The following is a 24,864-nucleotide window of genomic DNA, read 5'->3' on the forward strand; positions in this document are numbered from 1 at the left end:
GCAAGGTACTCGTGACCGGTAACGATAAAAGACAGCTATGCTACAACAATCTGACTGATAAGTAGTTGCCGTAATTTTGCGGAGATGCCGGAAAAAATCAAGCGCTTGGCATATCCTAGTGCGATAACAATGGCATAAAAACGATATAAAACCAGTTCCCATCGTTCACACGAACCAGAGGTACGCTATGAATGCGCTGACATTGGCCAGTAAGGAACAATTTTTTTCGAAGTTAGAGGAGGCGTTTGGCGAGAAGATTGCCAAAACCGAAGCCACCCGAATCAGCGAATTTGCCCGCCAACACTACTCGCAGATCCCTCTGGAAGAACTGGTCAATCGGCGATTTTCAGATATTTATGGCGGTGTAATGGCAGCATGGCAGTTTCTGCGCCAGCGCGGACAGGACAAGACCCCGGTTTCCGTGTTCAATCCGGATCTGGAAAGCGATGGATGGGCATCGACTCATACGATGATTTTTATCATTCATCCGAACATGCCGTTTCTGATTGACTCACTGCGCATTGCCATTAACCAGCGCGAAATTGGCACCCATTCCATTCAGCACGCGGTGCTTCAAATCAGCCGCGATAAAGATGGCAAGTTGGCCGATCTGCACGGCAAAGATGCGAGCAGGACTGCACCGGCCGAGTGTGCTCAAGAGGCGTTTATTGCCATTGAAATTGATCGCCACAGCGCGCCGGAAGAAATGGCCGAGCTGGAGCAGGTACTGCAAAGCGTGTTGCACGAAGTACGCATCGCTGTGGGTGACTTTCCCCGGGTAAACGCGAAAGTGATCGAAAGTCGCGAGGAGCTGGAACATTCCGCTGGAGGTATCAGTAAGCAGCAGAAGAAAGAAGCACAGGCATTTTTGACCTGGTTGCAGGAAGACCATTTCACGTTTCTTGGTTACGACGAGTACGACTTTGTAAACGATAAAAACGGCGTGGAAGTGCGCCGGGTAAAAGACTCCGAACTTGGCATATTGCGGGTGACCAACGAACGCCCCGTGTGTGTGCGTTTAAGTGAGTTGCCCAACCGCACCGGTCAGGAAATGACCCGCACTGACGATGTGTTTATCTTTGCTAAATCCGCCCAACGCTCGCGCGTGCATCGCCCGGCCTACCCGGACTACATTGCCATAAAACGCTTCAACCAGAAGGGTGAAGTGGTGGGTGAGCGGCGTTTTCTGGGCCTTTATACCGCTCGAGTGTACAACGAGCGACCAGATCAGACTCCATTGATTCGCCGCAAATTCGAAAGTGTGATGGCGCAGTCAGGCTTCCCCCGTGACGATTATACCGGCAAAGAGCTTGACCAAATTCTGACGGTGTTGCCCCGCGACGAGCTGTTCCAACTCAACACCGAAGAACTGCTGCGATTGGCCTCTGGCATACTGTACATTCAGGAACGCCGACGTATTGAGTTGTTCATGCGCGAAGACGTGTACGGTCAGTTTGTGTCTTGCCTGGCCTATTTCCCACGGGACATCTACAACACTGAGCTGCGTCTGAAAGTCGAGCAGGTTCTGGTAGAAACTTTGGGCGCCGAAGACGTCGAATTTGTGACTTATTTCTCCGAATCGGTACTGGCACGGGTGCAGTTCACCATTCGCGTGCCGCCGATGGAAAATCGCCAGCTACCACTGGCTGAGATTCGCCAAAAGGTGTTCGAGCTGGCGCAGTCCTGGAGTGACGGACTGTCAGAAGCCCTTACTGAAGCCTGGGGCGAAGAGCAGGGCAGCGAGATGAAACGTACCTGGAGTGCTGGTTTTCCCGCCAGTTACCTGGAAATGTTTTCACCACGCCGCGCCGCTATTGACCTGGAATACGTTGCCAGCGCCGTCAAAACCGGCGATATGGCCATGAGTTTTTACCGGGCGCTTGAAGAAGACGACAGCACAATTCACTTTAAATTGTTCTATCCAAACCATCCGGTACCCTTGTCTGACGTAATGCCGGTGTTCGACAACTTTGGCTTCCGCGTACTCAGCGAACATCCGTTTGAAATGACTAACCGCAATGATGAGGTGGTCTGGCTGCACGACTTCACTCTGCGTACGGTTTCTGGCGCCACGATCGACCTGCAACGTTTGCGGCCACTGTTCGGCGAGCTCTTTCGTCGTGTTTGGCGCGGCGATGCCGAGAACGACGCTTTCAACCGCCTGATGAAATCGTCTTATAAAAGCTGGCGCCAGATCGCGCTGTTGCGCACCTACGCCCGTTACATGCGCCAGATTCGGTTTTCCAACAGCCAGACTTTTATTGCCAAAACATTGTTCCACCACACGAACTTGACCGAAATTTTGCTGGCCTACTTTGAAGCCCGCTTTAATCCGGATAACGGCTACAGCTTCGCCAAGCGCGAGGCCACGCAACAAAAACTGCTGGTGGAATTTAACGCGGGGCTGGAAGAGGTTGAGAACCTGAGCGAAGACCGGGTGTTCAAGCTGTATATGGAGCTGATTCAGGCAACCTTGCGTACGAATTATTATCAGCCTGACGAGTCTGGTCAGCTCAAATCTTACATCAGCGTAAAGCTGGATCCGACCGGCATTCCGGACATGCCGCTGCCGATGCCGATGTTTGAAATATTTGTGTATTCACCGCGCGTAGAAGGTGTGCATCTGCGCGGTGGCAAAGTGGCGCGCGGAGGCCTGCGCTGGTCGGATCGTTTTGAAGATTACCGCACCGAAGTGCTGGGCCTGGTAAAGGCGCAGCAGGTAAAAAATGCGGTGATTGTGCCAGTGGGAGCGAAGGGCGGTTTTGTTGCCAAGCAGCTGCCAAAAGCCTCTAACCGCGAGGCCTTCCAGGCCGAAGGCAAAGAAGCGTATAAAACCTTTATTCGCGGATTGCTGGACATTACCGACAACTTGGTAGACGGCAATATTGTGCCGCCGCTCAGCGTGGTGCGCCAAGACGCAGACGATCACTACCTGGTGGTGGCCGCCGACAAAGGTACCGCGACATTCTCTGACATCGCCAATGGCTTGTCTGCCGACTACGACTTCTGGATGGGCGATGCCTTTGCCTCGGGCGGCAGCAACGGTTATGACCATAAGAAAATGGGCATTACCGCCCGCGGCGCCTGGGTATCGGTGGAGCGGCACTTCCGGGAAATGGGTATCAACCCGGCGGAAGACGAGTTTACCGTGGTGGGCATTGGTGACATGGCCGGTGACGTGTTTGGCAACGGCCTGCTGAGCTCGGAAAAAACCCGCTTGGTAGCGGCGTTCAACCATATCCACATTTTTATCGATCCGGCTCCAGACGCAGCCAAGAGTTATAAAGAACGCCTGCGCCTGTTCCAAATGCCGCGTTCGGCCTGGACGGATTACACCAGCGAATTGATATCCGCTGGTGGTGGCGTGTTCAGTCGCAGTACGAAATCCATTCCGCTGAGCCCCGAAATTAAAGCCCTGCTGGGAATCAAAGCAGACCGGGTGCCGCCCAACATGCTGATTGCCCACATCCTTAAAGCGCAGGTAGACCTGCTATGGGTTGGCGGCATTGGCACTTATGTCAAAGGGGGTGGTGAAAGCCACAGCGATGTCGGCGATAAAGCCAATGACGGCGTTCGTATCAACGGCGCCGAGCTGCGCTGCAAGGTAGTGGGCGAAGGCGGCAACCTGGGCTTTACCCAGCGTGGCCGTATTGAATACGCGCTCAAAGACGGGCGCCTGAACACCGACTTCATTGACAACTCCGGCGGTGTGGACTGTTCAGACCACGAAGTGAATATAAAGATTCTGCTCAATCGCTCCATTGTAATGGGCGATTTGACCGCTAAACAGCGCAACCTGCTGCTGGAAGACATGACCGAAGACGTGTCTGCGCTGGTGCTGAAAAACAATTACCGCCAGACCCAGGCCCTGAGTATCGCCAGCGAAGATGCCCCCAAACGCATTGAAGAATGTCGTAGGCTGATGAACACCTTAGAGGCAGAAGGCAAACTGAACCGCGAGCTGGAGTTTTTGCCCGACGACGAGGCCCTGAACCAGCGCAAGCAGGCGGGTAAAGGCCTGACACGGCCGGAACTCGCGGTGTTGATTGCGTATGTAAAAGCAGACTTAAAACAGACCCTGGTGGCCAGCAACCTGCCTGATGACCCGCTGTTGGTGGGGGAAATGTACAAGGTGTTTCCGCGGGAGCTTAATCGCAAATTTGCCGACGAGCTGGGCGAGCACCAGCTAAGGCGGGAAATCATTGGTACCCAGATTGCCAATGATATGGTCAACCACATGGGCATCATTTTTGTCGACAGCATCAAACAAGCGACCGGCGCCGATTCGGCGCAGATAGCCCTGGCTTGGCTTATTGCCCGCGATCTGTTCCGCGTTGACACCTGGTGGGACTGTATTGAAGACCTGGATTTCCATGTCAGCGCTCAGCTACAGATAGAACTGATGCAAGAAATGATGCGGCTGATGCGACGCACTGTAAAATGGCTTTTGCGTAATCGCCGCGCCGAACTGTCGATTGCCCATCACATTGAGCGCTTTGCCGACAGCGTTTGGGCTATTACTGCGGGCCTGCCAGACTACCTTAACGGACAAACCCGTACACTCTGGCAGAAGCGCCACCAGGCTCTGATGGATTCCGGAGTGCCGGAAGATCTGGCGCCGGTGCTGGCCGGTACCGACTATCTGTATTCGTCGCTGGGTATTATCGAAGCCCAGGAAGCGACAGGCGTGCCATTGAGAACCGTGGCCAGCTTGTACTACGAAATCAGCGAACGCTTGCAGTTGAACTGGTTTGCCGGCGCCATCTCGGCGCTGGTGCCAGCCAGCCACTGGCAGTCGCTGGCGCGGGAAAGTTTCCGTGAAGACCTGAACTGGCAGCAGCGGGCGCTGACCACCGGCGTGCTGCAGCAAGCAGGCGAGCCGGATGATGTGGCCTTGTGCGTGGATCAATGGATGGCCCGTCACCAGCCGATGATTGACCGCTGGCAGGAGATGTTGGTCGAGTTGAAACGCAGCCCCGAGCCGGAATACGCCATGTTTTCTGTGGTCCTGCGGGAATTACTGGACCTGGCGCAGACAACTCTTCACCAGGCACCAGCGGAACCGGCGGAACCGGCGGAAACGGCTTCTGATGTGAACTAGGTATTGATTAACGGGAGCAATTCCCGTTCAATCCTTCGCCTTAACTCAAAAATCGGAGCAAGTAGATGGGGCAACTGGATTATTTACTGGAAAAAAACCGGGCCTGGGCAGCGGGCATTAAGGCCCAAGATCCACAGTTTTTTGATCGGTTATCAAATCAGCAGGCCCCGGAATATTTGTGGATTGGTTGTGCAGACAGCCGGGTGCCAGCCAATCAGATTGTGGACCTGATGCCCGGTGAGTTGTTTGTTCACCGTAACGTGGCCAACGTAGTGGTGCACACCGACTTCAACTGCCTGTCGGTGCTGCAGTTTGCGATTGACGTGTTGAAAGTGAAACACATTCTTTTGGTGGGTCACTACGGCTGCGGCGGTGTTAAAGCCGCCCTGCTAAACGAGGGCTTTGGCCTGATTGCCAACTGGCTGCGCCACGTGCAAGACGTGCGTGATCGTTACCGGCACATTCTGGAACCCATCACCAGTGTGCAAGACCGCGCCGACCGCCTGTGCGAACTGAACGTGATTGAACAGGTGGACCACGTGTGCCAGAACAGCATTGTTCAGGACGCCTGGAAACGGGGCCAGGACTTAACCGTGCACGGCTTCGTGTACGACCTGCGTGACGGCATAATGCGGGATATGGGCACACCCATATCCAACGCTGCCACCAGCGAGCATGCCCGCCAGCAGTCGGTGGATGAAATGGTACTTCGCCCGGTGCGCTCCGGCCGCCTGATTAAAGCCTGAACTACGGAACGCCCATGTCTGCATTACCTAATTCCCACGAAGCGCTGCTTCGTAATCGCTCCTACCTGACCGGTAAGGTCGCCCTGCTGGGCGCTATTGCACCGGGTTTACTGACCGAGCTGGCAACGTTGGGCAGCACTGGCCTGGCTATGACCGAGCACGCCGGATACGCCCACGCCCTGGAGCAGGCCGACAGCTGGCCGGTGGCCTTTGGCTACGACGCCCCGGCTCTGACCGCCGCAGCCTTTGATTCTATTGTGGTGTTTTTGCCCAAGGCCCGCGCTGAGCTGGATGTGCGGCTGTCGCTGGCGCGTTGGCTGGTGCGCCCCGGTGGCCGCCTGCTGGTGTTGGGGGAGAAAAAAGAGGGCATTGCCGGCGCGGTAAAACAGCTGCGCGAGGCCTTGCCTCAGGTGCACAAAATTGACAGTGCGCGACATTGTCAGGTGTGGTGCGCAGAAGACGTAACACCGCTTGCGCACTTTGCCATCGCAGATTGGCTGGATTGGAGCCAGATCAGCGTTGCCGGCCGGGACCTAGAGGTAGCAGGCTTACCCGGTGTGTTCAGCCGCGGCGAACTAGACTCGGGCACAAGTCTTTTGCTGGAAACCCTGGCCAGCACCCCACTGACTACCCTGTCGGTTCGGGCGGCGCCCGGTATACCGCCGACGCGGGCCAGCAAGGCGCTGCGTGTTCTCGACTTTGCCTGCGGCGCCGGCGTTATTGGCGCCTGGTTGCAGACTGAGGAAAACACGGACCTGAGCGTTGACGCCGTAGACGTGCAGTCCCAGGCGCTGCTGAGCGCCCGCGCGACTTATGACGGAGTGGGTGCACGGGGCGAGATTATTGCGTCTGACGGCATTGCCGGGCTAGACGGCCGCTGGCAGGCGGTGGTGTCTAACCCGCCGTTTCATAGCGGCGTGCGCACCGATATGACCATGACTGAGCGCTTTGTGCGCGACTTGGCCAGCCATTTGGAACACGGCGGTGAGCTGCGGTTGGTGGCCAACAACTTCCTGCCTTATGAGGCCTTGATTCGTCGTTGTATTGGCCCGGTTGAACGCCTCGCGGAAAACAACAAGTTTACGGTGTACCGGGCCTTTCGTCAGTGATATGGCCGTTGAATCTGGAGCGTGCGGCGCCTGCGCCAACGCTTGGTAAGGCAGCGAAGCCAAATGCCAACGCTGCCAGCCTTCAAGCCTCGGATGCGGCGGACGAACTGCTGTTACAGCAGGCCACGCATTGGATGGAGGACAAGTGGCTGGCGGGCAAACAGCAGGCGGACAAACCACATCCGCGGGTGCTGGTGATTGATGACAACTTCGGAGCTCTTACGCTAGGGCTATGGGGATTGCAGCCGATTAGCCTGGCCGACAGCGCATTCCTCGCTATGGCGACAGACCGCAGTGTGGACGTATTTGCCCAAGCGGTTGTTACCGGAAAGGTGTGCCCTGCGCGCAAAAAAGCGCGGGTGGTGATATGCCGCAAAGGAAGCGCAGAATTAGCAAACTGGAACCCTGCGTGGCTGGGCTACTCGCTTGCTGCGGGCGCTGAAACAGCAAAAGCACTGAGCGTTGCAGCTCTGCCGGCGAGTTCGATCTGATACTGCTTAATCCGCCGTTTCACGACGGTGGGTTATATCGCCCTAGCGCTGTTTGCCGCCGCCTTGGCCGCTTCTTCCCCAGGTGCGCCAGCTAGACGCTAACCCGAAATTTGTGGTGTTCGACGCTAGCGGTTAAAACCAGGCGCTCGTGGCCGTCAATGACCGCTTTTGATCACAGCCTTCGGTCACGCTTTTTAATCACATCTTTCGAACACGCAACTGGATTAAGCGGCAGGGCGGTCGTAACCCAAGCGGGCCAAGGTGTCGACAATGATTTGGGTCTGGCTGTCTATTTCAATATTCACGCTCTGGCCCACGCTGGTTTCACCAAATACCGTGGCGCGCAAGGTTTCTGGAATCAGATGCACATTGAAACGGTTGTCATGCACTTCGCCAATGGTCAGGCTGGCGCCGTTAATAGCAATGTAGCCCTTGGCAAACACATAGTGGGCCCAATCTGTCGGTACCTCAAACCAAAGGCTGACGTTGTTTTCGCTGCGCACAATATCGACAACCTGCGCGCGGGTGTGAATATGTCCAGATAATAAATGCCCGCCGATTTCATCGCCAATGCGCGCTGCGCGTTCGTAATTCACCCGGCTGCCGGCTACCAGAGCGCCCAAAGTCGTCAGCCGCAGGGTTTCCTGCATGGCGTCAAAGTACAGCACATTGCCCTGCTGGCGGGTGACGGTCATGCAGGCTCCGTTAATGGCAACCGAGGCGCCGATGGAAACGCCATCGGCTTTGCCGGCGGGCAAGGCAATGGCAAAAGTGCTTAGCCCTGGCGCAGTGATAACGTCTTCAATGGTCGCAATGCTCTGAACAATGCCTGTAAACATGGGGAAAGCCTCGTTGCGGTTGAAAAGATGACGTAGCATACGGAAGGCCAGAATAACCAGATGACGCCAGAGGAACAACGCGCACCTCAAGATTCTGCCGCCTACGCCGTTAATCTGAATAAGTCCATACATTTTCAGGCGGAATTTCCCATGGCCCAGAACACAGGAACCAAGGCGCGACAGGCACCTGCAACGGCGTCGTCAGCCGCAGCGCCCGCGGTATTGCGCCAAGGCCGGGCGGCAGACCCGGCGCCGGCCGTGGCGGTTGCGGGCCAGGGCACTCAAAATAACACTCAACCGTCGATCGGCTCAAATGAAAGCGCCAAGCAGCCGTCTGAAGCAATGGCTGCCGACGCTGCGAGCAGCCGCGATGCTTCCTCTGGCAGCAATCGTGACAAAGCCGCCAACCACCAGCGACAGCTGCGATTGACGATGCGCCAATGTAACCGGGTGCTGCTGGCCGATTACGACTTGCTGGCGATGGAGAAATGGCCGAATAACGCCCGGATTTCTGCTGCGCGAAGGCGCCGGGATCTGTGGTTGCTGGCGGTGGCTGTTGCCGCTGTTTTCTTTGTTGGCGGCATGTTTGGCTTATTGCCGGCGTGGCTGGGCGGTGCGGGTTTTGGTGCGTTTGTTACGACGCTGCTGCTGGCGTTGCCGCCGGTGCGCAGGGTATTCAGTTCACGCCCGTCAAACCGGGAGCTAGTGCAACAGCGTGGGCAAATGCTGCGGGACGCCAGGCGCCATGTGGCGCATCTAGAGGGGGCTGATGGGCTGGTGTGGCAGTGCGAGCGTATGGCGGCGTTCAACCCTGCGCTGGCAAGTCACAGCTTTACGCGGTTACGGGAAGCATCGAAGACGCATACACTGGTGCGGCAATTAACCGAGCGCAAATACGTGCGCCTGTATCTGTTTTACTTGGTAGAGGCAGACAAAGCGTACCAGAGGCTGCAACAGGCGTTTCTGGACAGCCGCCAAGAGGGGCTGGAGCAGGGCTGGGTGCAGAGCCCGTTAGAGGAAGTGGCGGAAGGAAAAGCGGGGACAGATTTGAAATCTGTCCCCAGTTAGGTGCAGGTCACGGTTGACGTCAGCACTAACTTGACAAGCTGATTTTTCAAACGTATGTTTAAAACATATGTTTACTAACGGAATCAGGATTTACAATGGCGCAATCAGATACTGTAGATCGCATTCTGGACGCAGCGGAAGAATTGTTCGCCGATCGCGGATTTGCTGAAACATCGCTGCGGATGATTACCAGCCGGGCGAAAGTGAATCTTGCCGCCGTGAATTATCATTTTGGCTCCAAAAAATCCCTGATACAAGCCGTTTTTGCCCGCTTTTTAACGCCTTTTTCAGCCACCGCCCAAGCTGCGTTTGACGATCTGGAAAAAAGTTGTGATGGCAAAGCGCCAACGCTAAACCAGACCCTGCGGGCCCTGACCGACAGCGCGGTACGAATGCCACAGCGTAGTGAGCGCGGCATTGCGATCTTCATGCGACTTCTTGGCCTGGCTTATACCCAGTCGCAAGGGCACTTGCGAAAATTTCTGGAGCAGGAATACAGCGAACCCTTCAGCCGCTTCATGGGTTTGTTGAAAGAAGCCACGCCAGAGCTTTCGGCGGTCGATCGCTACTGGCGCATTCAGTTTATGCTTGGTGCCACCGCTTTCACTATGTCCAGTAACGAAGCTTTACGTGATATTCTGGCCAACAAGATGGGCGTGGAGACCAGCGTGCAAGAAATTGCCGCGCGGCTGGTGCCGTTTTTGGCGGCCGGCATGCAGGCGAAAGACCCAATGCTGACGCCTATGCCCTGCGACCAAAAATCACTGGCTGTGTTGTGATCAGCCAGTGTCGCTACTGAGCCCGAACGGAGCCTATTGTGGTTATCGGCGATTCTGCTGTCAGCCATCTGCTTATTGATATTGCCCGCCAGCGTCTGCAACTGTTTGACGTCGGTTCTATGTGCGTGGGTGATTACTCGGTGTCCACAGCGCGTAACGGTGCCGGCGAACTCGATGGCAGCGGTTGCACGCCACGGGGCCAACATTATATTCGCGCCATGATTGGCGCCGGGCAACCGCTGAACAGCGTATTCCGTGGCCGCCGCCCGACTGGCGAAATCTACAGCCCTGAACTGGCCATGGCCCACCCCGAGCGTGACTTTATTCTGTCTCGAATTGTGTGGCTGTGCGGCCAGCAGTGGGGTGTGAATCGCGGCCCCGGGGTCGATACTTTTCGCCGCTTCATATACATTCACGGCACTCCTGATACCGAACCGATGGGCACTCCGTTGTCACACGGTTGTGTGCGCATGCGTAACGCTGACCTGGTGGCACTGTTTGCCCGATTACAGCCAGGGATGCCGGTATTCATTTTTTAGTACGTCGATTTTAACCTGTTAGTACGGAGCACCGGCAGAGCTGCCAGGCGCATTCTTCGTTTTGCATAAGAGAGATTCCATGATTGAGGAAGGCATAGTGGCCTTTAATGGCTGGATGAAGCACTTCGAACTGCTGTCTTCGGGCTGGCGCGTGGGTCTTATTGTGTTTGGTCTGGTATTTGGTACCGCAACGGTGGCCTACATTGCCAGCCGCGTGATTGCCGCCATGGAACGCAAGTTTATTAAAACCCGCAATATCTGGGACGACGCCATACTGCACGCCATACGTTTGCCTCTGGTGTTTTTTATCTGGTTGCAGGGCGTTTACTGGGCGGCGGAAGTGGCCTACTACTATTCCGAGGCGGATGTGTTTACCGCCAACGATGCCTTGCTTGAAATTGGCTTCATCTGGGTGGTGAGCTGGGCTGTGTTGGGCCTGATCAAGCAGATTGAGCAGGTGTTAGTGTCGCCGGCTAAAATGAAAAAACCGATGGATTACACCACCGTCAATGCCATCAGTAAGCTGTCGCGGTTGGTGGTGATTATTACCGCGGTTCTGATTGCCTTACAAGCCCTGGGCTTTAGTATTTCCGGTGTACTGGCGTTCGGTGGTGTGGGTGGTATTGCCATCGGTTTTGCCGCTAAAGACCTGCTGGCCAACTTTTTTGGCGGTTTTATTATTCACCTCGACCGCCCGTTCAAGGTAGGCGATTGGATACGCTCGCCAGATCGCAATATTGAGGGCACGGTAGAGCAGATCGGCTGGCGTATGTGCACCATCCGTACGTTTGACAAACGCCCGCTTTACGTACCCAACGCTACGTTTACCACCATTGCGGTAGAAAACCCGTCACGTATGTCTCACCGCAGAATCAGTGAAACGATTGGCGTGCGCTATGACGATATAGGTCGCATACAAGACATTGTTAGTGACATTCGCGCGATGCTGAACAATCACAAAGAGATTGAAACCAGCCAAACTCTGATTGTGAATTTTCTGGCGTTCAGCCATTCCACGCTGGATATCATGGTGTACACCTTCACAAAAACCCGCGAGTGGGTGAGGTATCACGAAGTGAAGCAGGACGTGCTGCTGAAAATCAGCGACATCATTGTTGGCCATGGGGCCGAAGTGGCGTTCCCGACCCAGACGCTGCACGTGGCTGATAGCGTTAAGCTAAAGCATTTGGAGCACGCGTTCGATCGTAACCAGGGTCGCGACGATGCCGGTAACGAGGCCGGTGAGTGCTCTCTGCGCGACGACCGCGAACAAACCGCCAGCCAGGAGAATTCTGTGGAGAGTTATCGTGCAAAACCTTGTTGAACAACCCGTTGGCATCATCGGTGGCACGGGCCTGACGGCCCTCGAAGGTTTACAGATAACCGGCGAGCGGAACATGGCCAGCGCTTGGGGTACGCCTTCTTCAGTGCTTACCAGTGGCCTGTTGGGCCAGCAGCGTGTGCTGTTTCTGGCCCGTCACGGTAACCCGCACCGCATACCGCCTCATCAGATTAATTACCGCGCCAATATTCAGGCGCTTTTTGATGCCGGCGTGCGCACGTTGGTGGGCGTTAACGCTGTGGGCGGCATACACCCGGATATGGGCCCGGCCCACATTGCCATACCGGACCAACTGATTGATTATACTTGGGGCCGCAAAGGTACGTTTTTTGAGGGCGAGCTGGATAAGGTCACTCACATTGATTTCACCTGGCCTTACAGCGAGCCGGCGCGGGCGATTTTGATTGAGCAAGCGCAGCGTCTGGGATTGATCTTTTCCAGTCACGGGGTTTACGGTGCCACCCAGGGGCCGCGCCTTGAAACCGCCGCAGAAATCCGCTGTATGGAGCGTGATGGCTGTGATCTGGCGGGTATGACAGGCATGCCGGAAGCAGCTCTGGCTGCAGAGCTGGGGATGCAGTACGTCAGTTTATGCCTGGTGGTCAATTATGCCGCAGGCAAGTCCGACACGGCGATCACCATGGCGGATATTCAGCGCGCGCTTGATGACGGCATGATTGCCGTGAAAACCCTGCTACAGGCTTCTGTTGCTGGGTTTGGAACCCTGCAGGCGAGAGCCTGAGCCGTGTCTGGGGGCTAGCGGCTCAATCCTCAATTTTTGCGAAATAGATCAGCACGCCGATGGTGGGGGAATCCAGAAAATGGATTTCGCTGCTGCGCATGCGGCGGGTTTCACGGATCCAGGTCAGTAGCTGCGGTTCGGCCTGAGCGCCGGGCTGCGCCGCTGAGGCGGCATCTTGCCAGTGGTTCAGGTGCGCTTCCACATGCAAAAAGCGCTTGCGATCGATTTTTATATAACCTTCCACGTCACGCTGCCTTGCCTGAGGCAACCAGTCGCCAACGGCCACCGCCAGGCGTTCGCCACCGTAGTTCTGCGGAAAATCTTCGAGCCATCCGGCTTTGGCCAGAATGCGGAAACGGCCGCTGTTGGTCAGCCGTGCGGCGGCGCTGTCCAGATACAGGCCGCTGGCCTGGTCCAATGAGCTGCGCGGTCCACCGCCCTCAGGTGTTACCCAAAGCGCCTTGTTAATAACCGGCGTGGGGGTGACCGTTTGCCCGCTCATATTCTCGACCAGATTTTCAGGCGCAATAATGCGTTCCAGAATAACGAATTCCGCGCGATAGCGGTCGCTGGCTTGGGCCAGGGGCGCTCCAACTACCAACATCAAAAGAACCAGCACGGCCATCGTAAAGGGTGAACCCGGGTGTTTACGCAAGTCAGTTTCTCCAACAGTCATCGTGGCCGGCCTGAGGATTTGGCCGGTGCCAGTTCATCGAGCATAGCGGCAATGCCATCAAGTTTACCACCGGTTGAAGTGTCGTTCAGCCGAAAACGGAAACTGTTGGCGCCTTCCAGGCGATACTCGCCGGGGTCGGATTGCACTTTCTTAATTAGCGCCAGCGGGTCTACGCTGGTGCTGTTGCCAAATTCCAGTCGCGCCCATTCCTTGCCAGCGTCTACTTTGATTACGCCCAGGGCCTCGGCGCGCATGCGCAGCGCCGCCTGGCGCATCAGATTTTTGGCCGGTTGCGGCAGCAATCCAAAGCGGTCAATCATTTCTACCTGAAGTTCTTTTAATTGTTCATCATTGGAAACGCTGGCGATGCGTTTATACAGCATCAGCCGGTTATGAACGTCTGGCAGATAATCGTCCGGAATCAGCGCCGGAATGCGCAAATTCATTTCGGTGCAGTGGCTCAATGGCAGCTCGGCGTTGGGTGTACGATCTTCGCGAATGGCCTTTACCGCTTCGTCCAGCAGTTGCATGTACAGGGTAAAGCCAATGCTTTCAATTTGCCCGCTCTGTTCCTCGCCCAGCAGTTCGCCGGCGCCGCGGATTTCGAGGTCTTGGGTGGCCAGCATAAAGCCGGCGCCCAAATCCTGGGCTTCAGAAATGGCCTCCAGGCGCTTTTTTGCATCGGAGTTAATGGCTTTCGGTGGCGGCGTTAGCAGGTAGGCGTAGGCCTGATGGTGGGAGCGGCCCACCCGGCCTCGCAACTGGTGTAACTGGGCCAGGCCGAATTTGTCTGCGCGCTCGATAATAATGGTGTTGGCGGTGGGCACGTCTATGCCGGTTTCAATGATGGTGGTACACACCAGTACGTTGAAGCGCTTGTGGTAAAAGTCCGTCATGATCTGTTCAAGATCGCGCTCGCGCATCTGGCCGTGGGCCACGCCAACGCGGGCTTCGGGAATCAGTCGGCGCAGATCTGCTGCGGTTTTTTCAATGGTGGTGACATTATTGTGCAGAAAATAGACCTGACCGCCACGCAGGATTTCCCGCAGAATCGCTTCTTTTACCATGGGTTCGTCGCGCTGGCGCACAAAGGTTTTTACCGACAGCCGCCGCGCCGGTGGTGTTGCAATGATGGACAGGTCACGCAGGTGGCCCATGGCCATATTCAAGGTGCGGGGAATGGGTGTGGCGGTCAGGTTGAGCATGTCGACTTCGGCCCGCAGCGCCTTTAATTTTTCTTTCTGTTGCACCCCGAAGCGATGTTCTTCATCAATAATCACCAACCCCAGATTCTTGAACCGAATGTCGCCTTGCAGCAGTTTGTGGGTGCCAATAACAATATCGGCTTTGCCGTTTTCCATGGCCTCCAGCGCTTTATTGGTCTGGCTGCCGCTGCGAAAGCGGCTGAGCAGCTCTATATTAACGGCGGTATCCGAAAAGCGGTCGCGGAAAGATTCATAATGTTGCTGCGCCAGCAACGTCGTGGGCACCAGTACCGCCACCTGTTTGCCAGACCAGGTCGCTACAAATGCGGCGCGCATGGCCACTTCGGTTTTGCCAAAGCCCACATCGCCGCAAACCAAACGATCCATCGGGCGTTCACTGGTCATGTCTTCCAGCACCGCCATAATAGCCACTTCTTGATCCGGTGTTTCCTCGAACGGGAAACCCGCGGCAAAGGTGCGATAGGCTTCCTGCGGGTTATCAAAGCTGAAGCCTTTGCGGGCTTCGCGGCGGGCATACACGTCTAAAAGCTCAGCGGCGGTATCGCGGATTTTTTCCAGAGCTTTCTTTTTAGCGTTGTTCCAGCGATCGGTGCCCAGCTTGTGCAGCGGCGCGTGTTCGGTGTCGCTGCCGGCGTAACGTGAAATCAGATGCAGGCTAGACACAGGAATATACAGCTTGGAGCTGCCAGCGTATCCCAGCATCAGAAATTCGCTGGCTTCTCCTTCCACGGTGATGGTTTCCAAACCCTGATAGCGGCCCACACCGTGGTCAATATGCACCACCGGCGAGCCGATACGCAGTTCCGAAAGGTCGCGGTAGCCGTCGTCGTTCAGCTCAGTGGGCTTTTCCCGGCGCCTGCGCTGCAGCACCCGATCACCGAAGAGAGCCGTTTCGGTGATCAGCGCCAGTGGCCGGTCTGGCAGCACCAAGCCCTGCTCCATAGGCGCGATGGTAATGCCCAAGCTGCATTTCGGGCTATCCAGAAAACTTTGCCAGCCGTCCAGCGCCTGAAGTTGCAGGGATTGTTGGGCCAGATTGTCGATCAGCGCTTCGCGCCGGCCAGACGATTCGGCACAAATTAGAATACGGCCGTTGAATTCGCTGATGAACCGTTTCAAGCGCCCGGCAGGGTCTGCTGCGCGCCCGTCCATGGCTATGTCTGGCAGTTCGCGGGCGGCGCAGTTCACGCTGCCGTTGCCGTCATCGGTGGCTGTGCGTGTGGTTACCCGTGGAAACTGCTTGAGCAGCCCGAACAGCTCGTCCTGCTGCAAAAACAGCTGGGCCGGCGGCATGATTGGCCGCACGCGGTCGTGGCGCCGGTCTTCATAACGGTTACGGGTTTCGCTGTCGAACTGCTGCACCGATTCGTTCAGACCGTCGGCGGTGAACACCCGGGTACTGGCCGGCAGGTAATCAAAAAGCGTGGCGGTGGCATCAAAAAACAGTGGCAAGTAATATTCGATGCCCGGTGAAGTGATGCCCTGACTGACGTCCTGATACACAGGCGCGCTTTTGTCTGCGCTGGGGAATTGCTCGAACCAGCGCCCGCGAAACGCCGAACGGGCTTGTTTATCCCAAGGGAATTCAAACGCCGGCAGCAGTTCCACCTGCTGGATGCGATCAACCGAGCGCTGGGTGTCCGGGTCAAAGGTGCGCAGGGTTTCAATTTCGTTGTCGAACAAATCAATGCGGTAGGGCTGGCTGGCGCCCATGGGAAAAATATCCAGAATGGCGCCGCGCACCGCGTACTCACCGTGCTCGTACACGTTGTCGGCGTAGCGGTAGCCGGCCGCTTCGAGCTGCAAGCGCCAGCTGTTGATGTCCAGCGACTGGCCAACTTTTAATAGCAGGGTGTTGCCCTGAAGATAATTTACCGGCGGTAACCGGTGCATCAGGGTACGCGCGGGCACCACAAGCACGCCGTGTGCGGTAGAGGGCAGGCGGTGCAGGGTGCGAATGCGGCGGGAAATAATATCCTGATGGGGTGAAAATTGGTCGTAAGGCAGGGTTTCCCAGTCTGGCAGCGACAGCAATTCCAGGCCATCGGCGCTTATGGCCGGGCCGTCTTCTTCCGCTGGCAGGCCCAGAAAAAATCGCATTGCCTGTTCCAGGCGGATGGCATCGGCGGTGCTGCGGGTGATCACCAGGGTTAACCCCTGATGGCTGCGCGCGCTTTCACAAACTGCCAGAGCGTCACTGCTGCCATGAAGCTGACCCCAGACACGATGATCGGCGGGCTTTTTTGGGAATTCCGGGGCAAGCAGGGTAGTGCTGGTCATGTTGGAAAATGTGCCTTTTTCGAATTCGAGAGCCGGTAAATAGGCTGGCCATTCTACCGCTGCAGTGCATGGGGGGTCGAGTGGATGTAAAAACGGGCGTTGGATTTGCCGTAGGCGGCGTTAAATTGGATAATGCCTCATTCGATTTTTTCTATGTCTACTTTGCATGCCCAAAACGTTTCTATCCAGAGGTCCTAAACCGTGAGCCACGAACAGATCCACCAGCACCTGTCGAACTGGACAGAGCGCGAATCTACCGCCGAAGCCATGATCCCGCTAATTGGACGCCTGTACCGCCGCAACAATGTTGTCACGTCGGTTTACGGCCGCTCGGTGATCAACCAGTCAGTGATTGATATCATTCGCGCCCACCGCTATGTGCGTCAAGTTGAAGACAGCGAGCTGTCGGTACACGACACTCTGCCCATTCTTCAGGCGATGGACGCTATGGAGCTGGGGCGTGGCCACGTAGATATCGGTAAACTGGCGGTTAAATTCCGTGCTATTGGTGGTGATTTGAACGAGTTTCTTACCCAGGAAATCGGATCCATCGCGGGTTTGTACGCTTCCCAATCGGAAGAAGATGCCCAAAACGACACCAAAGACATAGTGCTTTACGGTTTTGGCCGTATCGGCCGCTTGCTGGCCCGTATTCTGATTGAAAAAGCCGGCGGCGGTAACAACCTGCGTCTGCGGGCCATTGTTGTGCGCCATGGCGGTGCCGAAAACGATCTGGAGAAGCGTGCCAGCCTGCTGCGCCGCGACTCCGTTCACGGCCCCTTTAACGGCACCATCCGGGTTGACGCGGAAAACTCCGCGCTGATTGCCAATGGCAACTTCATCAAAGTGATTTACTCCGCCGGGCCAGACCAGGTGGACTACACCCAGTACGGCATCAATAATGCCATCGTGATCGACAACACAGGCATGTGGCGCGATGAAGAAGGCCTGGGTCTGCACCTGAAATCCAAAGGCGTCAGCCGCGTGATGCTGACCGCGCCGGGCAAAGGTGACATCAAGAATATTGTTTACGGCATCAATAACGACTGGATTACCGACGACGACAAAATTCTGTCGGCCGCCTCGTGCACCACCAACGCCATTACCCCGGTGCTGAAGGCTATCTACGACGAATACGGCATTGAAGATGGCCACGTAGAAACGGTGCACTCTTACACCAACGACCAGAACCTGATCGACAACTACCACAAAGGCAGTCGCCGTGGCCGCAGTGCGCCGCTGAATATGGTCATTACCGAGACAGGCGCCGCTAAGGCCGTGTCGAAAGCGCTGCCGGAATTGAAGGGTAAGCTAACGGGTAACGCCATTCGTGTGCCCACGCCTAACGTTTCCATGGCGATTCTGAACCTGAATCTGAAAACAGACGTGGATGTAGAAAGCGTTAACGAATACCTGCGTGACATAGCGCTGCACTCCGAACTGCAAAAGCAGATTGACTATGTAAACTCTACAGAAGTGGTATCGACCGATTTTGTTGGCTCGCGCCACGCCGGTATTGTGGATGCCCAAGCAACGATTGCTGCCGGCAAACGCCTGATTTTGTACGTTTGGTATGACAACGAATTCGGCTACAGCGCGCAGGTTATAAGGGTTGTTAGCCAGATGGCCGGCATCAACTATCCGATTTTCCCCAAGCGCGTCCGCGGCTGAGTCGGTCGTTCTGGCTCTGAGATAATTGCCTGATGAGCGAATAAAAGCCCCTTCAGTTTTTGCTGATGGGGTTTTTCTGGCGCGGTGTAAACACACCCTCTTTACTTGGAGCAACAAACTGGTGGGTGTTTGCGGTGGAAATGCCGGCCCCGACTCTCTATAATAAGCCCGATTTTGGTTATGTCTGACGCCCGCTTCTTATCCTTCCTCTGCCACCGGTCTGTGCTAGCGTAACGCCAACCGCCTTACGGCAAGCCACTCAACACCAAACCGGTGAGGTATGTGCAGGGAGTTCGAGGTAATGCGTCTGGCGTGGTAAATACATCGAACAGTTTCTGATGATTGGATGAGGCTAATGATAAAGATCACAAAAGGCCTGGATCTTCCCATCAGCGGCGTCCCCGAACAGACCATCACCGACGGCAAACCGATTCGCCACGTGGCACTTGTCGGCTTTGACTACAACGGCATGAAGCCGACGATGGTTGTGAAGGAAGGGGATCGCGTTAAACGCGGCACGCTGCTGTTTACGGATAAGAAGACCGAGGGCGTTCGTTACACCTCACCGGCAGCGGGCGTGGTGAAAGAAATCAACCGGGGTGACCGTCGGGTTTTCCAGTCGATTGTCATCGAAATTGATGGCAACGAGGCGGAAACCTTCGCGCGTTACAGCGAAGCCGATATTGCGGGCCTGGAGCGCCAGCAGGTTGTTGATAACCTGGTCGAATCCGGGTTGTGGGCGACGCTGGTAACGCGTCCGTACAGCAAAGTGCCGGCTATTGACTCCGCGCCTCATTCAATCTTCGTGTCGGTGATGGATACCAACCCGCTGGCCGCAGACCCTACCATCATCATTGCCGAAAACAGCAAGGCCTTTGAAAACGGCCTGAGCATTATTGCCAAGCTGACCGCCGGCAAGGTGTTTGTAACAGGTAAGCCGGGCTCAAACGTCGCAGTGCCCAAGTCTGATGCCATTGAAGTCAATCAGTGTGACGGCGTTCACCCGGCCGGTAACGTAGGCACCCATATTCATCACCTGGACCCGGTATCGCTCAGCAAAACTGTGTGGTCTGTGAATTATCAGGACGTGATTGATATCGGCAAGCTGTTCGTCACCGGTGAACTTCCGATTGAGCGTGTTGTCGCAATTGGTGGGCCGAAAGCTCTGAAGCCTCGCTTGGTTCGTACACGTTTAGGGGCCAGTATGGTTGAATTGTTGGATGGCGAAACCGAAACCGACTGCGAACTGCGTCCGATATCGGGCTCAGTGTTTGGCGGCCGACGGGCCGAAGGCGCCTGCGCCTATTTAGGGCGTTTCGCCAATCAGGTTTCGGTGCTGGCTGAAGGCAATAGCCGGCACTTCATGGCCTACCTGTCGCCGGGCGTGAATAAATTCTCGACACTGAACATCTACCTGTCAAAACTGACCGGTGGCAAACGATTCAACTTCAATACCAGCACCAACGGCAGCGAGCGAGCGATGGTTCCAGTGGGCGCTTACGAGCGCGTCATGCCGTTGGACATATTGCCAACCCAGCTGTTGCGGGCGTTAATCATCGGTGATACGGAAATGGCCCAGAAACTGGGCGCGCTGGAACTGGATGAAGAAGATCTGGCTCTGTGCACCTTCGTGTGTCCGGGTAAATATGAATACGGGCCAATTCTCCGAGAGAACCTGACCCGCATCGAGATCGAGGGCTAAGTTATGTCTATCCGACAGTTTCTCGACGGAATCGAGCATCATTTTGAAAAAGGTGGTCGTCACGAGCGTTGGTACGCGCTCTACGAAGCGGTAGACACCATTTTCTACTCGCCCGGTTCGGTCACCAAATCCACCTCTCATGTGCGTGATGGCATTGACCTGAAACGCATTATGATCACGGTGTGGCTGTGCACCTTTCCGGCCATGTTCTTCGGTATGTGGAACATCGGTTTTCAGGCCAACAGCTACCTGGCGACCAATCCGGAGGCTTTGATCGGAGACGGCGGTTTGCGCACCGCGTTTATAAACGCCCTGGCGGTAACCGGCGCGGGTGCTGGCCTGCTGGATAATTTCATCTACGGTATGGCCTACTTTATTCCCATCTACGCGGTGACCTTTGTTGTCGGCGGGTTCTGGGAAGTGATGTTTGCCACCGTGCGTCGCCATGAAATCAACGAAGGCTTTTTCGTAACCTCGATTTTGTTTGCGCTGATTTGCCCGCCTACCGTGCCTTTGTGGCAAGTGGCTTTGGGCATTACTTTCGGTATCGTGATCGGCAAAGAAGTGTTTGGCGGAACCGGCAAAAACTTCCTCAACCCGGCGCTGACCGGTCGTGCTTTCCTGTACTTCGCCTACCCGGCGCAGATTTCCGGTGACACGGTATGGACAGCGGTCGACGGTTTTAGTGGTGCGACATCCCTGAGCTGGGCTGCCAGCGGCGGTGTTGAAGCTCTGGAAAGCCAGATTGGTTGGGCGAACGCATTCATGGGCACCATTCAGGGTTCCATGGGTGAAACCTCGACCCTGGCTGTGCTGGCCGGTGGCGCCGTGCTGCTGATCATGAAAATAGCCTCTTATCGTATTGTTGGGGGTGTGTTGCTAGGCATGATTGCCACCTCGTTGCTAATGAATGTGGTGGGGTCAGAAACGAATCCCATGTTTGCCGTGCCGGCGCACTGGCACCTGGTAATGGGTGGTTTTGCCTTCGGCATGATGTTTATGGCGACGGACCCGGTATCGTCTGCCATGACCCACACCGGCCGCTGGTGCTTCGGCATTCTGGTGGGCGTGATGACCATTCTGATACGTGTCGTAAACCCGGCCTTCCCCGAAGGCATCATGCTGGCGATCCTGTTCGCTAACCTGTTTGCCCCGCTGATGGACCACTACGTTGTTCAGGCCAATGTTAAACGGAGGCTCGCTCGTGGCTAAAGCTAAAGAAACAGTCTCCAGAACGTTAATGGTCGCTCTGGTACTGAGTATCGTGTTTTCAGTTATCGTGTCGACCGCCGCAGTATTACTGCGCCCGGCACAGATCAAAAACCAGAACCTGGACATCAAAACCAATATTCTGGCGGCCTCGGGCATGTTACCGGAAGCCGCCAGTGCCGAGCAGATCGAAGATATCTTCACCCGCTTTGATGTTCGCCTGGTAGATTTGGATTCTGGCGCCTTTGTTGAGCCTGAATCGGTCAATGTGCAAGACCCGATGAAGTACGATATGTACAAAGCCGCGTCTGACCCGGATATGTCCACCAACATTCCTCCCAAGGAAGATCTGGCGGGCATCAAGCGTCGTCCTAACGTAGCCAAGGTGTATCTGCTGCGCGAAGGCGATCAGGTGAAGCGCGTTGTGCTGCCGGTTCACGGCTATGGTTTGTGGTCCACGCTGTATGGCTTCGTATCCCTTGAGGGCGACTTGAACACCATCGAAGGCTTGGGCTTTTACGCCCACGCGGAAACGCCGGGTCTGGGTGGTGAGGTGGATAACCCGCGCTGGAAGTCCCAGTGGGTGGGTAAGCAGCTTTACGACGAAAACAAAACCGAGCCGCAGATCCGCCTGGTAAAAGGCGGTGTTGATGCCAATACCGCGAACAAGCAACACAAAGTGGACGCGCTTTCCGGTGCCACCTTGACCAGTCGCGGTGTAGAGCATCTGGTGAATTATTGGATGGGTGATCGTGGCTATGCGGCGTTCCTCAAGAAACTTCGTGAAGGGGAGGTCTGATCATGTCCGAAATGACCGCGAAACAAGTTCTGTTTGAACCGATTTTCAGTAACAACCCGATTGGATTGCAGATTCTGGGTATCTGTTCAGCGCTGGCGGTAACCACCAGCATGAACGTCACCATCGTTATGTGTCTTTCCGTTATTGCGGTAACCGCTTTTTCCAACCTGGCGGTATCGCTGGTGCGGGCACAGATTCCGAACAGTATTCGTATCATCGCCCAAATGACCATCATCGCTTCTCTGGTAATCGTGGTGGATCAGTTTCTGAAGGCCTACGCCTATGAAGTATCCAAGCAGCTGTCGGTATTCGTTGGTCTGATCATCACCAACTGCATCGTTATGGGCCGTGCCGAAGGTTTCGCCATGAAGAACGGCCCCTGGCTGAGTTTCCTCGACGGCATCGGTAACGGTATGGGCTATTCGGTGATGCTGCTGTTTGTCGCCTTCTTCCGTGAGCTGCTGGGCGCAGGTGCGCTGTTTGGCGTTACCTTGATGACACCAGTAAGTCAGGGCGGTTGGTACGTCCCCAACGGGCTGCTGCTGTTGCCGCCGAGCGCGTTCTTTATTATTGGCTTGGCAATCTGGGCCCTGCGCGCCTGGAAACCCGAGCAAGTGGAAGAGGCAGACTTCAAAATGTCCCGCCACACCCATAAGGAGGCCTTCTGATGGAACACTACATCAGTCTGCTGATTAAGGCTATTTTCGTTGAAAACATGGCTTTGGCCTTCTTCTTGGGTATGTGTACCTTCCTGGCGATCTCCAAGAAAATTGAAGCCGCAACCGGTCTGGGTATTGCCGTTGTGGTGGTTCTAACCCTCACCGTGCCGGTGAACAACCTGATCTACAACAACATCCTGCGTGAAGGCGCGTTGTCTTGGGCCGGATTGCCCAATACAGACCTGAGCTTTTTGGGATTGATTACGTACATTGGTGTAATCGCTGCGATTGTGCAGATCATGGAAATGGTTCTGGACAAGTACATACCGGCGCTATACGCCGCACTTGGGGTGTTTCTACCGCTTATTACCGTAAACTGCGCCATTTTGGGTGCGGCCCTGTTCATGGTAGAGCGCGACTACACCTTCGGTGAGAGTGTGGTGTACGGTTTCGGCGCCGGCGTAGGCTGGGCACTGGCGATTGTGGCTTTGGCCGGCATTCGGGAAAAACTCAAGTACAGCGACGTACCGGAAGGCCTGCGGGGCTTGGGCATAACCTTTATTACCGTGGGTTTGATGTCATTGGGCTTTATGTCTTTCTCCGGCATTTCCCTGTAATTCACCCGGTGATTCGGATAAACGAAAGGGCGAGATCATGAATACAGAAATTATTCTCGGCGTAGTCATGTTCACTGTGATTGTTTTGGCGCTGGTTGCGATTATTCTTGCGGCCCGTTCCCAGCTGGTCAGTACCGGTGATGTGACCATTGAAATTAACGACGACCCCGAGCACACGGTGAAAACCGAAGCCGGTGGAAAGTTGCTGAATACATTGGCCGGCAGCGGTATTTTTCTGTCGTCTGCTTGTGGCGGCGGCGGCACCTGCGCCCAATGCAAATGTAAGGTTTTCGACGGCGGCGGCGCTATGCTGCCCACCGAAAAGACCCATTTTACCAACCGCGAAGAAAAAGAAGGCTGGCGCCTGTCGTGCCAGGTTCCGGTAAAACAGGACATGAAAATTGAAGTGCCGGAAGAGTTCTTCGGTGTTAAGAAGTGGGAATGCGATGTGGTGAGCAACCACAACCAGGCCACCTTCATCAAAGAATTGATTCTGAAGTTGCCAGAGGGCGAAGAAGTCGCCTTCCGTGCTGGTGGTTACGTGCAGTTGGAGTGCCCGGCGTACGAAATCGACTTCAAGGAATTTGCGATTGAAGAAGAGTTCCGTGAAGATTGGGACAAGCACGATATCTGGCGCTACAAGGCCATCAACAAGGAGGACACGATCCGTGCTTACTCCATGGCCAACTACCCGGAAGAGAAGGGCATACTGAAGTTTAATATCCGTATTGCTACACCGCCTCCGGGTACCAGTCATAACCCGGGCATTATGTCGAGCTACGTGTTTGATTTGAAACTCGGCGATAAGATGACAGTAATGGGTCCGTTTGGTGAGTTCTTCGCCAAGAAAACCGATGCGGAAATGGTGTTTGTGGGTGGCGGTGCCGGTATGGCGCCCATGCGTTCCCTCATCTTTGACCAGCTCAAACGTCTGAACTCCAAGCGCAAGATCAGCTTCTGGTATGGCGCACGTAGCGTACGGGAAATGTTCTACGTCGAAGACTTTGACGGCCTGGCCAAAGAAAACGATAACTTTGAGTGGCACGTGGCTTTGTCTGACCCCCAGCCAAACGACGACTGGAATGGTGACACCGGATTTATCCACAATGTGTTGTTTGAAAACTACCTGAAAGATCACCCGGCACCGGAAGACTGCGAGTTTTACACATGCGGGCCGCCCATCATGAACGCATCGGTTATCAAGATGCTGAAAGATCTGGGCGTAGAAGATGAAAACATCATGCTGGATGACTTCGGAGGCTAGTAAAA

Annotated in this window: 19 protein-coding genes; 16 read left to right on the forward strand and 3 right to left on the reverse strand. The window is 55.5% G+C overall.

The genetic code is table 11. From position 1 onward, the window contains the following. Positions 1-187: 187 nt before the first annotated feature. From A3OI_RS0103485 to A3OI_RS0103500, 4 genes are all read left to right on the forward strand, one after another. Positions 188-5,101 carry an NAD-glutamate dehydrogenase gene (locus tag A3OI_RS0103485; protein ID WP_018402950.1) on the forward strand — a complete coding sequence of 1,638 codons (4,914 nt, stop codon included), beginning with the start codon at positions 188-190 and terminating at the stop codon, positions 5,099-5,101. Between the two features lie 65 nt (positions 5,102-5,166). Next, complete coding sequence (can, locus tag A3OI_RS0103490; protein ID WP_018402951.1) at positions 5,167-5,847, forward strand: carbonate dehydratase; 681 nt, start codon at positions 5,167-5,169, stop codon at positions 5,845-5,847. Between the two features lie 14 nt (positions 5,848-5,861). Further along, positions 5,862-6,956 (forward strand): class I SAM-dependent methyltransferase, encoded by a 1,095-nt coding sequence (locus A3OI_RS0103495; RefSeq protein ID WP_018402952.1) that lies wholly within the window; start codon positions 5,862-5,864, stop codon positions 6,954-6,956. Beyond that, positions 6,953-7,447 (forward strand): hypothetical protein, encoded by a 495-nt coding sequence (locus A3OI_RS0103500; protein ID WP_018402953.1) that lies wholly within the window; start codon positions 6,953-6,955, stop codon positions 7,445-7,447. Before A3OI_RS0103495 ends, A3OI_RS0103500 begins: the two co-directional genes overlap by 4 nt. Positions 7,448-7,671: 224 nt before the next feature. Here A3OI_RS0103500 and A3OI_RS0103505 read toward each other — a convergent pair whose 3' ends face one another. Next, positions 7,672-8,286 (reverse strand): riboflavin synthase, encoded by a 615-nt coding sequence (locus A3OI_RS0103505; protein ID WP_018402954.1) that lies wholly within the window; start codon positions 8,284-8,286, stop codon positions 7,672-7,674. A 150-nt stretch (positions 8,287-8,436) separates the two neighbouring features. Between A3OI_RS0103505 and A3OI_RS0103510 the strand changes: the two genes are divergently transcribed. The 5 genes from A3OI_RS0103510 (at position 8,437) to A3OI_RS0103530 (ending at position 12,756) form a co-directional block, all read left to right on the forward strand. Next, positions 8,437-9,354, forward strand: a complete 918-nt coding sequence (locus tag A3OI_RS0103510) for a hypothetical protein (RefSeq protein WP_040474908.1) — start codon at positions 8,437-8,439, stop codon at positions 9,352-9,354. 95 nt (positions 9,355-9,449) lie between these two features. Then, complete coding sequence (locus A3OI_RS0103515) at positions 9,450-10,133, forward strand: TetR/AcrR family transcriptional regulator (RefSeq protein WP_018402956.1); 684 nt, start codon at positions 9,450-9,452, stop codon at positions 10,131-10,133. A gap of 38 nt (positions 10,134-10,171) precedes the next feature. After that, positions 10,172-10,672, forward strand: coding sequence for a L,D-transpeptidase (locus A3OI_RS0103520; RefSeq protein ID WP_018402957.1), 501 nt, complete (start codon positions 10,172-10,174; stop codon positions 10,670-10,672). Between the two features lie 79 nt (positions 10,673-10,751). After that, positions 10,752-11,996 (forward strand): mechanosensitive ion channel family protein, encoded by a 1,245-nt coding sequence (locus tag A3OI_RS0103525; protein WP_018402958.1) that lies wholly within the window; start codon positions 10,752-10,754, stop codon positions 11,994-11,996. Then, complete coding sequence (locus A3OI_RS0103530; RefSeq protein ID WP_018402959.1) at positions 11,980-12,756, forward strand: S-methyl-5'-thioinosine phosphorylase; 777 nt, start codon at positions 11,980-11,982, stop codon at positions 12,754-12,756. Before A3OI_RS0103525 ends, A3OI_RS0103530 begins: the two co-directional genes overlap by 17 nt. A 22-nt stretch (positions 12,757-12,778) precedes the next feature. On the opposite strand, the gene A3OI_RS0103535 is transcribed toward A3OI_RS0103530, so the two are convergent. Together A3OI_RS0103535 and mfd are read right to left on the reverse strand one after the other, a co-directional pair. Further along, a complete protein-coding gene (locus tag A3OI_RS0103535) occupies positions 12,779-13,432 on the reverse strand; it encodes a CsiV family protein (protein ID WP_018402960.1) in 654 nt (217 codons plus the stop codon). Further along, positions 13,429-16,938 (reverse strand): transcription-repair coupling factor, encoded by a 3,510-nt coding sequence (mfd, locus tag A3OI_RS0103540; protein WP_018402961.1) that lies wholly within the window; start codon positions 16,936-16,938, stop codon positions 13,429-13,431. The genes A3OI_RS0103535 and mfd overlap by 4 nt, the downstream gene beginning before the upstream one ends. Positions 16,939-17,139: 201 nt before the next feature. On the opposite strand from mfd, the gene A3OI_RS0103545 reads away from it, so the two are divergent. The 7 genes from A3OI_RS0103545 to nqrF all read left to right on the forward strand — a co-directional run bounded on the left by A3OI_RS0103545 (position 17,140) and on the right by nqrF (position 24,859). After that, positions 17,140-18,609 (forward strand): glyceraldehyde-3-phosphate dehydrogenase, encoded by a 1,470-nt coding sequence (locus A3OI_RS0103545; RefSeq protein ID WP_018402962.1) that lies wholly within the window; start codon positions 17,140-17,142, stop codon positions 18,607-18,609. Between the two features lie 355 nt (positions 18,610-18,964). Then, positions 18,965-20,311, forward strand: coding sequence for a Na(+)-translocating NADH-quinone reductase subunit A (locus A3OI_RS0103550; RefSeq protein WP_018402963.1), 1,347 nt, complete (start codon positions 18,965-18,967; stop codon positions 20,309-20,311). A 3-nt stretch (positions 20,312-20,314) separates the two neighbouring features. Beyond that, a complete protein-coding gene (locus A3OI_RS0103555; protein WP_018402964.1) occupies positions 20,315-21,523 on the forward strand; it encodes an NADH:ubiquinone reductase (Na(+)-transporting) subunit B in 1,209 nt (402 codons plus the stop codon). Next, complete coding sequence (locus tag A3OI_RS0103560) at positions 21,516-22,319, forward strand: Na(+)-translocating NADH-quinone reductase subunit C (protein WP_018402965.1); 804 nt, start codon at positions 21,516-21,518, stop codon at positions 22,317-22,319. The genes A3OI_RS0103555 and A3OI_RS0103560 overlap by 8 nt, the downstream gene beginning before the upstream one ends. A 2-nt stretch (positions 22,320-22,321) precedes the next feature. Continuing rightward, on the forward strand, positions 22,322-22,987 hold the full coding sequence (locus A3OI_RS0103565) for an NADH:ubiquinone reductase (Na(+)-transporting) subunit D (protein WP_018402966.1): 666 nt from the start codon (positions 22,322-22,324) through the stop codon (positions 22,985-22,987). Beyond that, on the forward strand, positions 22,987-23,595 hold the full coding sequence (gene nqrE / locus A3OI_RS0103570) for an NADH:ubiquinone reductase (Na(+)-transporting) subunit E (RefSeq protein WP_007348651.1): 609 nt from the start codon (positions 22,987-22,989) through the stop codon (positions 23,593-23,595). The genes A3OI_RS0103565 and nqrE overlap by 1 nt, the downstream gene beginning before the upstream one ends. A 37-nt stretch (positions 23,596-23,632) precedes the next feature. After that, a complete protein-coding gene (gene nqrF / locus A3OI_RS0103575) occupies positions 23,633-24,859 on the forward strand; it encodes an NADH:ubiquinone reductase (Na(+)-transporting) subunit F (protein WP_018402967.1) in 1,227 nt (408 codons plus the stop codon). Positions 24,860-24,864 lie beyond the last annotated feature (5 nt).

The organism is Marinobacter gelidimuriae (assembly GCF_000372805.1).
GTDB lineage: Bacteria > Pseudomonadota > Gammaproteobacteria > Pseudomonadales > Oleiphilaceae > Marinobacter > Marinobacter gelidimuriae.